Origin of the sequence: Cystobacter fuscus DSM 2262, assembly GCF_000335475.2 — a bacterium.
GTDB classification, from domain to species: domain Bacteria; phylum Myxococcota; class Myxococcia; order Myxococcales; family Myxococcaceae; genus Cystobacter; species Cystobacter fuscus.
The window spans coordinates 725,628-739,647 of sequence record NZ_ANAH02000066.1 but is presented as its reverse complement, the minus strand read 5'-3'; the positions used below and the strand labels follow the sequence as shown (position 1 = coordinate 739,647).

Sequence of the window (14,020 nt, the reverse complement as noted above, 5' to 3'; positions counted from 1 at the left end):
ACGAGGAGAAGGCCCATGAAGCGTGTCTTGGATTACATCGAGAAGAAGAAGCAGGAGCTGTCCCGGTCCTCATTCCTCGGCTTCATCGAGGACTCGTCGATCGAGGCGCGCGAACGCTTCGCCTTCGTGCCGTGTCTGGCGCCCTTCGCGATGGCCTTCATGGATCTCAACAAGTACGTCATCCGGGATGACGGCTCGGAGGATCCGGTTCAGCAGATGCTCAACGTGCACAGCCGCGAGGAGGATGAGCACTGGCGGATGTACGTGAAGGACCTGCGCACGCTGAACATGAACACGACGATGGACCTGGCCAGCGTGCTGAAGATGCTCTGGGGCAAGCACTGCCGACGCACGCGGATGCTGGCGTACGAGCTGACGAGCCTGGTGACGCGCCACCCGGATCCGCGCATCCGCTTCCTCATCGTCGAGGCGGTGGAGGGCACCGCCGACGTGGCGTTCGACGCCTTCTGCAAGGCGGCGGAGGACTTCGAGGCGCAGACGGGCAAGAAGCTGCACTACTTCGGCAAGACGCACGACATGATGGAGGCCAACCACACCCTCACCAGCGACACGGTGGAGGAGATGATGACCCGCCACGAGCTGAGCGAGGAGCAGCTCTCGGCGGCCCTGGACGCGGTGGACGAGGTGTACACGCTCTTCCAGGGCATGTTCGACGAGCTGCTCGAGTACGCCCTGTGGACGGGCAACTTCCACCGGGACATGTCGGGCATGGGCAAGTGGGCCGAGGTCTCCTGGTCCACCGCCACCATGTGAGCCCCCCGCGCCCTACTTCCAGGACACCGAGTAGGAGCAGGACGGGAAGCCGCTGTTGCGGCACTGCGTGGGGTTCTGGTGCACCAGCGTGGCCGTGGGCTGGAAGCGATGGGCCATGGCCAGCACGAGTCCCTGATCGAAGACACACGAGTAGGGCGTGTTCGTCTCACAGATGATCTGCTTCTTCCCCGCGACGGGCTTGCACGTGAAGTGGCCGATGCCCTCGCCCATCTGTCCCGTCGTCGGGTTGAACAGGGCCACGCCATTCTTGGCGTGGTTGAGGTGGTAGGCCACGTCGATGGAGGCCAGTCCGCCCTCGATGTCCCTCACGGAGGGCGGGAACTTCGCGTTGCGCAGCAGGGCCGCGCTCATCTGGCGGATGACGATGCTGCCGTACTCGTTCTGGATCCGCTCGATCGCCCGCAGGTTGTTGGCGAGCGGATACCACTTCTCCGGATCGAACAGGATGGAGCCATCCGCGGCCTGGGTGCCGAGTTGCTCGTCGAGCATGATCTTGCCCGCGAGCACGGAGAAGGCACCGAAGGCATCGAGGATGTTCTGGATGTTGGCGCCGAGGACCTGGAAGGGCGCGAGGGCATCGTAGTTCTTCATGGGCGGATCACCGGCTGGCAAGGGGGTGAGGGAGCTTGCCCCGCCAGTCCAGCATGAGGAGCAAGAGGCGGCAAGGAGTCGGTGTTCTCCCCTCCCCTCCTCTGGAGATCACCCGATGGCCGAGGTTTGGCTGGAGCGGATCTCTACATCCTCACGCGCTCGTCCGGCTGGTCTGGACGCGGCCGGGCGTGCGCTCGCCGAGACATTTCGAGCTGGGTGCCTACCTTCCGGCACGGACACCCGGACGATGACTCCGCGTACTTCCGGGCATCGCGGACTTCCGGGCATGAGGGGGAACGGGGATGAACGAACTGGGCCGCAAAGCCGTGGAGCTGAAGAACCAGGGGGATCGACTCGGCGCGAAGGCGCTGCATCACCCCTGGCTGGTGCCGCTGGCGCGCATGGGCTACCTGGCCAAGGGCGTGGTGTACGCCGTGGTTGGAGTGCTGGCGCTGCAGGTGGCCTTTGGGCAGGGCGGAGAGATGACGGACACGCACGGGGCGCTGGCCTCGCTGGCGCGCGGCACGTGGGGCACGGTGCTGCTGGCGGTGGTGGCCCTGGGTCTCTTGGGCTTCGTGCTGTGGCGGGTGGTGCAGGCGTGGATGGATCCGGATGGCAAGGGCACGGGGACCAAGGGGATCGTGGTCCGAGCGGCGTATGGGGTGAGCGCGGCGATTCACGCCTCGCTGGCGGTGGCGGCCTTCCGGATGGTGCTGGGCCGCGGAGGCGGGGGACAGCATGGGGACCAGAGCATGCAGTCGTGGACGGCGAAGTTGCTGTCGGAGCCGTTCGGCCAGGCGCTCGTGGCGGTGGTGGGGCTGGTGATCGCGAGCATGGGCGTGGTGCAGCTCTACAAGGCGTGGACGGAGAAGTTCCGCCGCAAGCTGAGCCTGCGGGATTTGAATGCCTCGCAGGAGCGCTGGACGATGCGCGTGTGCAAGGGAGGCATCGCCGCCCGGGGCGTGGTGTTCCTGATGATGGGCTTCTTCTTCCTGATCGCGGCGCTGCGCTCCAACCCGAGCGAGGCCCGGGGGCTGGATGGGACCCTGGCGACACTGGCGAGCCAGCCCTACGGGGATGTGCTGTTGACCCTGGCCGCCGCGGGACTCGTGGCCTACGCGGTGTACATGGCCGTCGTCTCGCGCTACCGCAGGTTCCAGGGGGCGTGACGCTCGTGAGCGCGTGACCGAGTCACGAGCGTGGCCCAGCCGCCCTGTATTGGAGCGGCTGGGCCCTCCTGCTTCCCGCCGAGCGTCAACCCGTCCGGCCCGCCCGGCATGCCACCTCCCTACCCCCCGAGTCCTTCCCGCCTGCTCGCCTGCTGTACTGCCAGGTTGTATCCTTTGTTTGGTGGACCAGGAATTTCAGGCGATGCTGTGACTCAGTGCGTTCCCCATCCTGGATAGTCCTGTTGCTGTGCGCGGGTTGCACCGCGCATGTCGCGTCCACCGTCCCCGCCCCCCCGGTGACGACCGCCTCCTCGGAAGGCCCGCCGCCAGCCGAGGCCACCGCTCCCTCGGTGCCCCCCTCGCCCGAGGCGCTCCCGGCGACCAGTCCCCCGGCCGAGACCCTCGCCGTGGCGCCCTCCCCGGCCGCCGCCCCGAGCGCCGAGGCGGAGGAAGAGGACGACGAGGAGTCGGCGGAGAGCGCGGAGGGCGAGGAGGAGACCGAGACGAGCGCGGACGCCTCGATGCCCTCGGGGCCCTTCTATACGGCCGAGTACCCGGACGACGCGCTCACGGAGATGTGGAAGAAGCAGCCCAAGGAGCTCGGCTCCATCTCGGTGGGCTTCGTGCACAGCGGCCGGATGGTGAACTCGGTCCAGTTCCCCCGAGGGGATGCGTGGATCGTCGTGTCGCCCGAGCTGGCGTGGGCCACCCAGGAGACGATCGACTACACCACCCGGGCCATCCGCGAGGTCCGCGCCGCCTACCCCAAGGCCCCCGCCCTCCGGGTCAATCAGATCAGCTCCCGTGACGGCGGCTACCTGCGCCCGCACAAGAGCCACCAGTCCGGCCGGGACGTGGATCTCGGCTTCTACTACCCCACGGTGGATCCCATCCGGGCGCGCGAGCGCGAGAAGTACATCGATCCCGAGCTCAACTGGGCACTCATCAAGTCCCTCGTCCAGCACACCGACGTGCAGATGATCCTCGTGGACAAGCGCGTGCAGAAGGTCCTGCGCGAGCACGCCCTGAGCAAGGGCGAGGATCCGAAGTGGGTCGCCTCGCTCTTCGGGGACTCGGCCCTCATCAAGCACGCGCGCGGCCACCGCGATCACTTCCACGTGCGCTTCTACAACCCGCGCGCCCAGGAGCTGGGCTGGCGCATCGCCCCGCTGCTCGCGCTCCAGCCGGATCAGAACATGGTCATGCACCGGGTGCGCTCGGGTGACACGCTCGGCGGCATCGCGCTGCGCTACGGCTCCGGCGTGCAGGCCATCAAGAAGGCCAGCCGGCTGCGCAGCATCCTCTTGCGGATCGGCCAGGTGCTCGCGGTCCCCCTGCGCGGCCCCTGCACCCGCTGCCCCGTGCCGCCTCCCGTCATCGTCCCGCCGCGCAAGCTTCCGCCGGGACTCGCCCCGGAGGCCCCCGCCCTGGCCAGCACGCCCGCCCCCGCCCCCGCTCCAGTCGAGACGGCCGTGGCCCCCGTCGAGCCCGCGCCCTCGGCCAACCCCACCGAGACGGCCACCGCCGAGCCCACGCCCGCTCCCGCTGAGCCCACGCCCAGCGAGCCCGCCGTCGTGAGCGCGCAGGAGACCCCGGCGGCCACGGAGCCCGTGCCGGCCCTGCAGCCCGTCGAGACGACGGAGCCCGCCCCCTCGGAGATGCCCGCGCACGCGACGTCCCCGGTGGAGAAGTCCGAGCGCGGGACCCTGACCGCGGGCAGCGCGGCCGGAACCGTGCAGTAGTCCGAGCGCAAGGCCGAGCGTCAGGCCGGGCTACGGGCCCGGCGGCTCGCCTTCTTCTCGCGCTCGCCGAGCGCGGCCTGGAGGAACTTCCCCGCCAACTTCCGGCCGATGAGCTCCTGGGCGACCATGCCCGCCTCGACGAGGCGATCCAGGTTGATGCCCGTCTCCACGCCCATGCCGTGCAGCATGTAGACGATGTCCTCGGTGGCGAGGTTGCCCGCCGCGCCGGGGGCATAGGGGCAGCCGCCCAGTCCGCCGATGCTGGCGTCGAACGTCGTCACGCCCATCTGCAAGCCCACCAGCGCGTTGGCCAGGGCCGTGCCGCGCGTGTCGTGCAGGTGCAGCGCCAGGCTCTCCACCGGCAGGTGCTCGAGCAGCGCGGAGAGGATCGTCTCCGTCTGCCGGGGCGTGCCCACGCCGATCGTGTCCCCGAGGCTCAACTGGTAGATGCCGTCGGAGATGAGCGCCCGGCTGATCTCCACCACGCGCGAGACGGGCACCTCGCCCTCGTAGGGGCAGCCCCACACCGTGGACAGGTAGCCGCGCACCCGCAGGCCGGCCTTGAGCGCCGCTTCACTCGTCTGCCGGGCCTCGGCCACTGCCTCGGCGATGCTCTTGTTGATGTTCTTGTGCGAGTGGGCCTCGGACGCGGAGATGAAGATCGCCGCCTCCTCCAGCCCCGCTTCCTTCGCGCGCGCCAGGCCCTTGAGGTTGGGCACCAGGGCGGAGAACGTCACGCCCTCGCGCCGCCCCACCAGCCGCAGCAGCTCCTCGGCGTCCGACAGCTGGGGAATCCACTTGGGGTGCACGAAGGACGTCACCTCGATGCGCTTCTCGCCCGCGGCGATCAGCGCCTCGATGAGCCGCGCCTTGTCGCGCGTGGGAAGTGTGCGCAATTCGTTCTGCAAGCCGTCGCGCGGGCCGACCTCGTAGAGGTCCACCCGCCGCGGAAGACTGCCAAGCCCTGTGACGCGCGGGCCGCGATGTTGTTGGTTCGAGTCCACTGGATGATGTCCTGCGTCGAGCTTCCCGCCGACCGCCTCGACGTCTTCCTGGAGGGCGCCGACAAACACCTGGGGCGTCGGGTGCCCCCTGTGTAGATGATCTCCCGGGCCGCGTCGCGCAAGACTATCGCGAGACTCTTCCCGTCCCTCATGTCAGGCAGGCCGCACCCGCGCGCCCACGATGAGATCCAGGGAGGACTCCGAGGGAGGCTCCCCCTCCAGCCCGCCGTGGATCCACTCCACCGAAAACCCCGTGGATTCCAGCAGTTGGGTCAACTCCTCGAGCCGGTAATACCGGATGCCGTAGCGGCCCGAGAGCACGCGCCCGTCGGGCAGCGTCAAGCGGCGGGTGGCCTCGTCCCGACCACGCACCGCGTCGAAGCGGCTCTCCTCTTCCAGGTGGCTGCCGTCGGGCAGGCGGCCCGAGAAGGACGCCTGGGGCTCGGACTCCAGGCGCTCGCGCGGCGCGGTGTGCAACACCAGCAGGCCCCCCGGTCGCAGACTCCGCGCCACCTCGCGCAACAGCGCCACGTGCTCCTCGTCGGAGAAGACGAACAGGGTCGAGTACCAGGCGTAGGCCCCGGCCAGGGAGCCGGGGCGGAAGGGAAGCGAGCGCAGATCGGCGCGCACCACGGGAAAGCCCGGGAGGCGCTCGCGCAGGGACAGGGCATCCAACTCCAGGCCGAGGATGCGGCCCGCCAGGGCGCCCCGGGTGTTCAGCGGGGCGGCGTGCCGGCCATGGCCACAGCCCAGGTCCACGATGGGGCCCGGGAGCGCGAGGCCCTGGAAGGCGCGCTCGAGGTAGGCCACTTCCCTCTGGGTCATCTCCGCGGAGAGGAAGGGCAGCGTGGAGCGCAGGTACAACTCGCCAAAGTAGCTCAGAGCGGACCGCCCTTTCGGTGGAGGGTGACGAGCGCCCGGCGCGCGGGAAGCCCTCAGCGCGACGAGGCGAGCCCTTCCTTGAGCCGGCGGGCCGCCTCGTCGAGCACCGCGTCGGTCTTGCAGAAGGCGAAGCGCGCGAAGCCCCGGCCCAGGTGCCGGTGCTCGGGCCCGTAGAAGACGCTCGGCGGAATGGCGGCCACGCCCACGTGCGTCACCAGGTGGCGGCAGAAGGCCACGTCGTCCCCATGCCCCTGTCCGGAGATGTCCGCGAGGATGAAGTAGCTGCCCTCGGGGGAGTGGACCTCGAGCCCCGCGCGCGTGAGGCCCGCGAGCAGGCGCTCGCGCCGGGCGTGGTAGGCGCGGCTCAGCTCCTGGAAGTACGAGTCCGGCAGCCGCAGCGCCGCCGCCATGGCGACCTGCAGGGGCGTGGCGGTGGCGAAGGTGACGAACTGGTGCGCGCGCCGCACGGCGTCGTTGAGCGCGGGGGGCGCGATGAACCACCCCACCTTCCAGCCGGTGAGGCTGAACGTCTTTCCCCCGCTGCTCACCGTCACCGTGCGGTCCGCGAGCACGGGCAGCGTGGAGGCGCGCAGGTGCCGCGCCGGGCCGAAGACGATGTGCTCGTACACCTCGTCCGAGAGCACGCGCGCGTCATGCTCGGCGCACAGGCCGCCGAGGAACTCGAGTTCCTCGCGGGTGAACACCTTGCCGGTGGGATTGTGGGGCGAATTGAGGATGAGCAGGCGCGTGCGGGGGCCGAACGCCGCGCGCACCTCGTCGCGATCGAACCACCACGTGGCATGCGTGGCATCCGGGGGGCGCAGCGGCACGTAGCGCGGCCGGGCCCCGACGAAGGCGATGTTGGCGTCGTACGAGTCGTAGAAGGGCTCGAAGAGCACCACCTCGTCGCCTGGATCCACCAGCCCCAGCAGCACGCAGAGGATGGCCTCGGTGGCGCCGCTGGTGACGGTCACCATGGTGTCCGGATCAATCTGCTGGCCGTAGAAGCGCGCGGAGTGCTCGGCGATGGCCACGCGCAGCGCGCGCAGGCCAATGCCCGGGGCGTACTGGTTGAGGCCCTCGGTGATGGCCGTGCGCGCGGCCTCCTTGACGGCCTCGGGCCCATCGAAGTCCGGGAAGCCCTGCCCCAGGTTCACCGCTCCGTGCTGGAGGGCCAGCGCGCTGAATTCCGAGAAGACGGTGGTGCCCAGGGGGGCCACCCTACCCGCGAGTACCGGCCTGCTCATGCGTCACGCTCCCTTGCTCAGGAGCGCACGATAGCGTCCATCCCCACCGGACGCTCTTCTGTTCCGCGCCGCGCCATCGAACGGGTATAGGCCATGGCGAAGCCCACCACCCCGAGCAGCAGGGGCACGGCGCACAACAGGTCCGTGGCGTAGTGGAAGCGGCCCACCAGCGTCGCCGCGATGAGGCCCAGGCCCGGCACCAGCATCACCCGGAAGACGCGCCGCTCGAAGCGCAGGGCGTACACCAGCACCACGAGCGTGGCCCCGGTGTGGCCCGAGGGAAAGCAGTCCTTGGCGAAGCCCGGCTGGCGCATGGCCGATTCCAGGTAGGGCGTCAGCCACAGGCCCTGGAGCGTCTCGGGAAAGGCGCCATAGAGGAAGTAGCGCGGGCCGATGGCCGGCACGAGCGAGTACAGCACGAAGTTGAAGGCGAAGAAGAGGCTGAGCGCCAGGAGGTACTCGTCGAAGGCCTCGCGCTTGCCGGCGAAGTAGAGCGTCATCCCGAGCACCAGCGGCCACAGGAAATAGCCGTAGTAGCAGAGCAGCAGGAACTCGGTGAGCCAGGCCGGCGAGAGCTGGCCGAGCACCACCGACACCTGGGCGCCGAACAGGCGCTGATCCAGGGTGGCGAGCTGGGCGTCCTGCAGCCCGGGCGTGACGGCGGTCACCAGCGGACACATGGCGCCATGGCCCAGGGCCACCACGGGCAGCAGCCAGAAGGAGGCCAGAAAGGAGAGCGCGCGCTGGCGGGGGAAGTAGGACTCCAGGGTGCGCAGCACCAGGGGGCCGAGCGCGAAGATGAAGAAGGTGACAGCGGAAGTCGCCGCGCCAGGAGCCCACCTGTAGGGCCCCACGAGCAGGAAGGCGGCAAACGCACAGGCGACGATGATGACCACGTCGACGGGCTTGAACCGAACCTCAGGCGCGTCCGGAAGGACGCGGCGCTCCAATGTCCCTGTATTCACGCAGATTTACGCTCCCCTGGCTCTACGGCCACCTCCCGTGAAGGAGCGCCGATTTCCAGGCTCTGAACCCGACCCGCCCCAACCTCGACCCCACCACCACCCTTCCGGCCCTTGTGTCGCTCGAGCAACGCGAGCAGGGCCGGAAAGAACACCGTGGTGCCCAGGAAGGTGCACATGACGCCCAGAAGTGCAATCTGACCAATCGATCTCAATCCCGCGTGGTGGGAAATCAACAAAGCCCCATACCCCGCCGCGTTGGACAGGGTGGCCACCACGGCCGCCAGCCCCGTGTGCCGCACGACATGGCCGAGCGATCCCGGCCCCTCCTCCTCGTACCGATGGAAGAGGTGCACCGAGTTGTCCACGGCAATGGCGAGCAGGTTGGGCAACACCACGGCATTGATGAAGTTGAGCTTGACGTCGAAAAGGTACATCCCCCCGGCCAGGCAGAGCATGCCCAGGAACAGTGGCCCGGCCACCAGGCAGGCGCGCTTGAAGCTGCGCAGGCTGACGAGCAGCGCGAGGAACACCACCGCCGCGGCCGACCAGAGGATGAAGGGCCCATCGGCACGCACCATGGAGAAGATGCGCGCGGCGATGAGGTTGCTGTCCAGCACCGCCAGATCCACGCCCCGGGCCTGGGCCCCGTCGATCACCTCGCCCACCTGCGAGGACCACGCCGCGAGCTCGCGCGTGTCGTGGTTGGACACCGACGGCAGGAGCAGGAGGAACAAGCCCTTGCCATCGAGCGCCTCGAAGCGGCGCCGCACCTCCAGGGGCACCTGGCCGGGCCCGTAGGGCTGGGACTCGAGCATCTTCATCACGGTGACCACGCGAGCATCCGCCCGGACGTCCTCGGGCAGCTTGTCGAGCGAGGCACGCATGGCGGCGATCTGCTCGGCGTGCGCCGGCACGTCCTGGGGCAGCAGATCATTGAGCGACGCGGACATCTTGATGGCCGAGTCGGCGCCGTGCCGCTGCTTCACCTCTTGGATGACCTCCTGCACCACCCGGGCCTCCTCCAGGTCCTTCACCAGGAGGATGGCGGGATTGAGCGATGTGCCAGTCTCCTCGATGATGTGCTCGTCCAGCCGCACGGTGGGCGAGTCACCCTTGAGCTTGCGCATGTCGGTCTCGAAGCCCACGCGGGGCGCCACGTAGAGCGACCCGGCCGCCAGGCTCAGCACCGCCACGAGGATGCTGGCCACCCCCCACGTGGGCCAGCGCTTGCCGGAGGGCACGAAGGCCGACGGGGACGGCTCGGGGGCCTGCTCCCCCGCCGCCCGGCGTCCCGGGCGCAGCCGCTCGGCGAGCACGAGCAGCGCGGGACCCAGGGCATAGGCGCTGAGCACCGCCAGCAGGACGCCCACCCCGGCGAGCAGCCCGAACTGCTGGAAGGCGGTGAACTGGGCGAACACGAGCACGAAGAAGGCCGCCGCGTTCGTCAGCCCCGAGGTGAGCGCGCCGGAGAAGGTGCCCCCCACGGCCGCGGCGAGCGCCTCGGCGACCGGGAGTTCGCGCCGCTCCTCCCAGTAGCGCATGGCCAGGTGGATGCCGTACTCCAGGCCCAGGCCGATGAGGATGGCCACCAGGAAGCCCGTGACGATGTTGAGGTGGCCGATCGCCAGCTCGGCGAAGGCGAACGTGAACGCCACGCCGAACACCACGGGCACTCCCACCACGGCCAGCGCCCACAGCCGCCGCGTGGCCAGCAGGATGATGCCCACCGCCATCAGGGCCGAGAGCACGCCCGCGCGCGTGAGGTCCGCGCGCATCACCGCGTCCTCCTCCAACCGCGCCTGGAAGGCCCCCCCGTAGTCGAGCTTCACACCGGGCGTTGCGCGCGCGAGCTGCTCGGACTCACGCCGCACGTCATCCACGAGCTTCTGCGCGAACACCAGATCGGCCGCCGTGCCGTCCGGCTTCACCATGAGGTACATCTCCGTGCCGTCCCGGCTGGAGAGGTACTCGCGCATGGGCGCCTCGGGGCTGTACTTCTTCACGAGCTCCTCGAAGTCCGGCGGCGCGTCCTGCTCGTCGAGCAGGTCCACCGCGAGCGCCTTCTGCTTCTCGTAGCGCAACCGCGCCTCCGCGTCCTTGCGCAGCGCGCGCAGCTTCTCGATGGGCAGCAGCCACAGGCCGCGCTCCTCGAAGAAGCCCACGTCGAAGTGGTGCTCCACGTAGCGCACCTCGGGCAGCGTCTCGAGCTGGCGGGCCAGCGTGCCGGCGAAGGCGCGCAGCTGCTCGGGCGGCAGGCCCTGGGCGCGCACCACCAGGTAGCCGTCGCCGCCGGCCTTCTGCGACACGCGCGAGAGATCCTTCACCTCGCGGGCTTCTTCGGGCAGCAGCTCCACGAAGGAGCCGCGGAACTCGAGGCGTCCGGCCAGCAGGGCGCCTCCCAGCGCCAGGAGCGTGAACGCGAGGAGCACCCGCCCGGGCCGCGTGAGCGACGCCCGCAGGAAGGTCTCGAACCACCGCTGTCGATGCGACTCTGCCAAGCCTTGACCCCAATCCAGTGGAGGCCCTCAAAGAGCAAACTTCCGGATTCCTGTCACGGGCCTCCCGATTCCCGTGCCAACCCCTTCCCCGCGCCGGACCTTCCGGCCAACCCCTGGGCTCGCCCCCCCGCAACCAGGGCAATCGAGTCGGGGTGTGCAGACCCTTGCGCACTCGGACGCCCGGTAGGGGCGCGGGTGGGAGTTCTCACGAGGTGGGAAGGCACCGAGGGCCACCGAGGAGGGAGCCCGTGGGAGGGGCCGATGCCTTGACACCTGGGAAGTGACTCAATATTGACGCCACGCCGCCCCCCCCGAGAAGGACCCTCGCCGCGAGGCCCGGATACCCCACGGCCCCGGTGTGCGCCCCGGATTGAGAAGACAGCCATGAGTGACGTGTTCGACAAGTGCCGCAACTGGAACGACTACCGCATCGCCAAGGCCACGGGACTCTACCCGTACTTCCGCGCCATCGAGGAGTCCTTCGGCGCCACCGAGGTCCAGATCGAAGGCCGCCGCGTCATCATGGTCGGCTCGAACAACTACCTGGGCCTGAGCGCGGATCCGCGGGTGAAGGAAGCGGCGATCAAGGCGGTGGAGCGCTACGGCACCACGTGCTCGGGCTCGCGGCTGCTCAACGGCACGCTCGCGCTGCACGAGGAGCTGGAGCACCAGTTCGCCAAGTTCCTCAACCGGGAGTCGGCGCTCGTCATCTCCACGGGCTTCCAGACGAACCTGGCCATGGCCTCCATCCTGGGCCGCCACGACATCGTCTTCGCGGACCGGCAGAACCACGCCTCGCTGGTGGACGGCGTGCGCCTGTCCTTCTCCACCGAGCGCAAGTACCGCCACAACGACCTGGAGCACCTCGAGCAGCTGCTGCAGCAGTCGGTGGAGAAGGAGCCCAAGGCGGGACGCATCATCGTCACCGACGGTGTGTTCTCCATGGAGGGCGACATCTGCGACCTGCCGCGCATCGTGGAGCTGTCGAAGAAGTACAACGCGCGGGTGATGACGGATGACGCGCACGCCATGGGCGTGCTCGGCGAGAAGGGCCGGGGCACCTCCGAGTACTTCGGCCTGGAGGCGGAGACGGACCTGGTCATGGGCACGTTCTCCAAGAGCTTCGCGTCGCTGGGTGGCGTGCTCGCCGGGCCCCAGGACGTCATCAACTACATGCGCCACAAGTCGCGCTCGGTCATCTTCTCCGCGTCCATGACGCCCGCCTCCGTGGCGAGCGCGCTCAAGGCGTTGGAGATCATCCAGGCCGAGCCCGAGCGGCGCGCGCGCCTGATGGACATCGCGGAGAAGATGCACAACGGCTTCCGCGCCATGGGCTTCGACACGGGCGTGTCGGTGACGCCGGTGGTGCCGGTGCTCATCGGCGACCAGGTCAAGTGCTTCCGCTTCTGGAAGGCGCTGCACGAGGCGGGCGTGTTCGCCAACCCCGTGATCCCGCCCGCGGTGGAGCCGGGCCACGCGCTCATCCGCACCAGCTACATGGCCACGCACACCGACGAGCAGCTCGACCGGGTGCTCGACATCTTCGAGCAGATTGGCAAGAAGATGGACGTCATCCCCCAGACGCGGCCCTCCAGCTACACGCCGGTGCAGATCGCCCGTCCCCACACCCTCGTGCGCAACAACAAGGCGTCGGACAAGTGGGCCGCCGCCGCCGCCGGGGAGCTCGCCCCCAACGGCTTCTCGCTGGATCAGCTCTCGCGCATGTCCTCGCGCGAGGTGGCCGGCCGGTTGTTCGACGCGGTGGAGACGCTCACCTGGCGCGCCGCCAACCTCCAGTCCGAGGATCTGCGCAAGCTCGGGCAGATGCCGATGAAGCTGTGGGAGAAGCGCGCGAACATCCCCGGGCTCTTGCTGGAGAAGGGCGCCAACCTCTTCATCCGCAACGGTCGCGAAGACAGGAGCTAGTCACCCATGGCCGCCGCCGAACCGTCCACCGCAGCAGGCAGCACTCCCCTGCCTCCCCTCCCCGCCAACGTGGAGGTGACGCCCGTGCGCACCTCGGCGGAGCGCACGGCCTTCATCCGCTTCCCCTACACCATCTACCGGGGGGATCCGAACTGGGTGCCCCACCTGGAGATGGAGCGCCGGGACTTCATCGACCCGCGCAAGAACCCCTTCTTCGAGTTCGGCGAGGTGGAGTTCTTCCTCGCCCGCCGGGAGGGACAGGTGGTGGGACGCATCGCCGCGGTGAACAACCCGCGCTACAACGAGTTCCAGAAGACGAACGTCGGCTTCTTCGGGCTCTTCGAGTGCGTGAACGACGCGGGCGTGGCCCGGGCGCTGTTCGAGGCCGCGGCGGGCTGGCTGCGCGCCAAGGGCTTCACCTCGGTGATCGGCCCGATGAGCTACTCGACCAACCACGAGGTGGGGTTGCTCGTCGAGGGGTTCAACACCCCGCCGGCCATCATGACGACGTACAACCCGCCCTGGTACGCCGCGCTCATCGAGGCCAACGGCTACGCCAAGGTGAAGGACCTGTACGCGTGGGAGCTGTCCTCCTCCACCCCGCCGCCGGAGAAGGTGGCGCGCGTGGCGGAGAAGATCCGTCAGCGCGAGGGCGTCACCGTGCGCCCGGTGAACCTCAAGGACTTCGACGGCGAGGTGGCCCGCATCAAGGCCATGTACAACAAGGCCTGGGATAACAACTGGGGCTTCGTGCCGATGACCGAGGCCGAGTTCGACAACCTGGCGCGCGAACTCAAGCAGATGGTGCGCCCGGAGCTGGTGCTCATCGGCGAGGTCAAGGGTGAGCCGGTGGCGTTCAGCCTCACCGTCCCGGATGCCAACGAGGCCCTCAAGGCCGCCAACGGCCGGCTCACCACGTTCGGCCTGCCCATCGGGCTCGCCAAGCTCCTGCTGGCCTCGCGCAAGATCCGCCGGCTGCGCCTCATCCTGCTCGGCACCGTCGAGGGCTACCGGCGCCGGGGCCTGGACGCCATCCTCTACCTGGACACCCTGCGCACCGCGCGCGAGCTGGGCTTCGAGGGCGGGGAGATCTCCTGGACGCTCGAGGACAACCACCTCGTCAACCGGGCCATCGAGTCCATGGGCGGCAAGCGCTCCAAGGTCTTCCGCGTCTACGAGAAGCCTCTGTAATCGCTCGAGT

11 protein-coding genes are annotated in these 14,020 nt (G+C 69.2%); 5 read left to right on the top strand and 6 right to left on the bottom strand.

The window, feature by feature from the left end; translation table 11 throughout:
- Nucleotides 1–15: 15 nt before the first annotated feature.
- A complete protein-coding gene (locus tag D187_RS43760) occupies nt 16–774 on the top strand; it encodes a hypothetical protein (RefSeq protein ID WP_002621038.1) in 759 nt (252 codons plus the stop codon).
- Nucleotides 775–786: 12 nt separating this feature from the next.
- Here D187_RS43760 and D187_RS43755 read toward each other — a convergent pair whose 3' ends face one another.
- Entirely contained in the window at nt 787–1,386 is a 600-nt protein-coding gene (locus D187_RS43755; protein ID WP_002621037.1) for a hypothetical protein, read from the bottom strand.
- A 302-nt stretch (nt 1,387–1,688) separates the two neighbouring features.
- On the opposite strand from D187_RS43755, the gene D187_RS43750 reads away from it, so the two are divergent.
- Both D187_RS43750 and D187_RS43745 read left to right on the top strand, forming a co-directional pair.
- Entirely contained in the window at nt 1,689–2,555 is an 867-nt protein-coding gene (locus D187_RS43750) for a DUF1206 domain-containing protein (RefSeq protein WP_002621036.1), read from the top strand.
- A 215-nt stretch (nt 2,556–2,770) separates the two neighbouring features.
- On the top strand, nt 2,771–4,297 hold the full coding sequence (locus D187_RS43745; RefSeq protein WP_155893989.1) for a LysM peptidoglycan-binding domain-containing protein: 1,527 nt from the start codon (nt 2,771–2,773) through the stop codon (nt 4,295–4,297).
- Between the two features lie 20 nt (nt 4,298–4,317).
- On the opposite strand, the gene D187_RS43740 is transcribed toward D187_RS43745, so the two are convergent.
- The 5 genes from D187_RS43740 to D187_RS43720 form a co-directional block, all read right to left on the bottom strand.
- Nucleotides 4,318–5,301 carry a hydroxymethylglutaryl-CoA lyase gene (locus tag D187_RS43740; RefSeq protein ID WP_043434362.1) on the bottom strand — a complete coding sequence of 328 codons (984 nt, stop codon included), beginning with the start codon at nt 5,299–5,301 and terminating at the stop codon, nt 4,318–4,320.
- 153 nt (nt 5,302–5,454) lie between these two features.
- Entirely contained in the window at nt 5,455–6,183 is a 729-nt protein-coding gene (locus tag D187_RS43735) for a class I SAM-dependent methyltransferase (RefSeq protein WP_043434730.1), read from the bottom strand.
- Nucleotides 6,184–6,236: 53 nt separating this feature from the next.
- Complete coding sequence (locus D187_RS43730) at nt 6,237–7,430, bottom strand: aminotransferase class I/II-fold pyridoxal phosphate-dependent enzyme (RefSeq protein ID WP_043434361.1); 1,194 nt, start codon at nt 7,428–7,430, stop codon at nt 6,237–6,239.
- A gap of 17 nt (nt 7,431–7,447) precedes the next feature.
- The gene (locus D187_RS43725; protein WP_002621028.1) at nt 7,448–8,395 is read right to left on the bottom strand and encodes a phosphatase PAP2 family protein; all 948 of its coding nucleotides are present in this window, start codon (nt 8,393–8,395) and stop codon (nt 7,448–7,450) included.
- The gene (locus tag D187_RS43720) at nt 8,392–10,893 is read right to left on the bottom strand and encodes an efflux RND transporter permease subunit (protein WP_002621026.1); all 2,502 of its coding nucleotides are present in this window, start codon (nt 10,891–10,893) and stop codon (nt 8,392–8,394) included. The genes D187_RS43725 and D187_RS43720 overlap by 4 nt, the downstream gene beginning before the upstream one ends.
- Nucleotides 10,894–11,277: 384 nt before the next feature.
- On the opposite strand from D187_RS43720, the gene D187_RS43715 reads away from it, so the two are divergent.
- On the top strand, nt 11,278–12,819 hold the full coding sequence (locus D187_RS43715; RefSeq protein ID WP_002621023.1) for an aminotransferase class I/II-fold pyridoxal phosphate-dependent enzyme: 1,542 nt from the start codon (nt 11,278–11,280) through the stop codon (nt 12,817–12,819).
- Nucleotides 12,820–12,825: 6 nt separating this feature from the next.
- Nucleotides 12,826–14,010 (top strand): GNAT family N-acetyltransferase, encoded by a 1,185-nt coding sequence (locus D187_RS43710; RefSeq protein WP_002621022.1) that lies wholly within the window; start codon nt 12,826–12,828, stop codon nt 14,008–14,010.
- Nucleotides 14,011–14,020 lie beyond the last annotated feature (10 nt).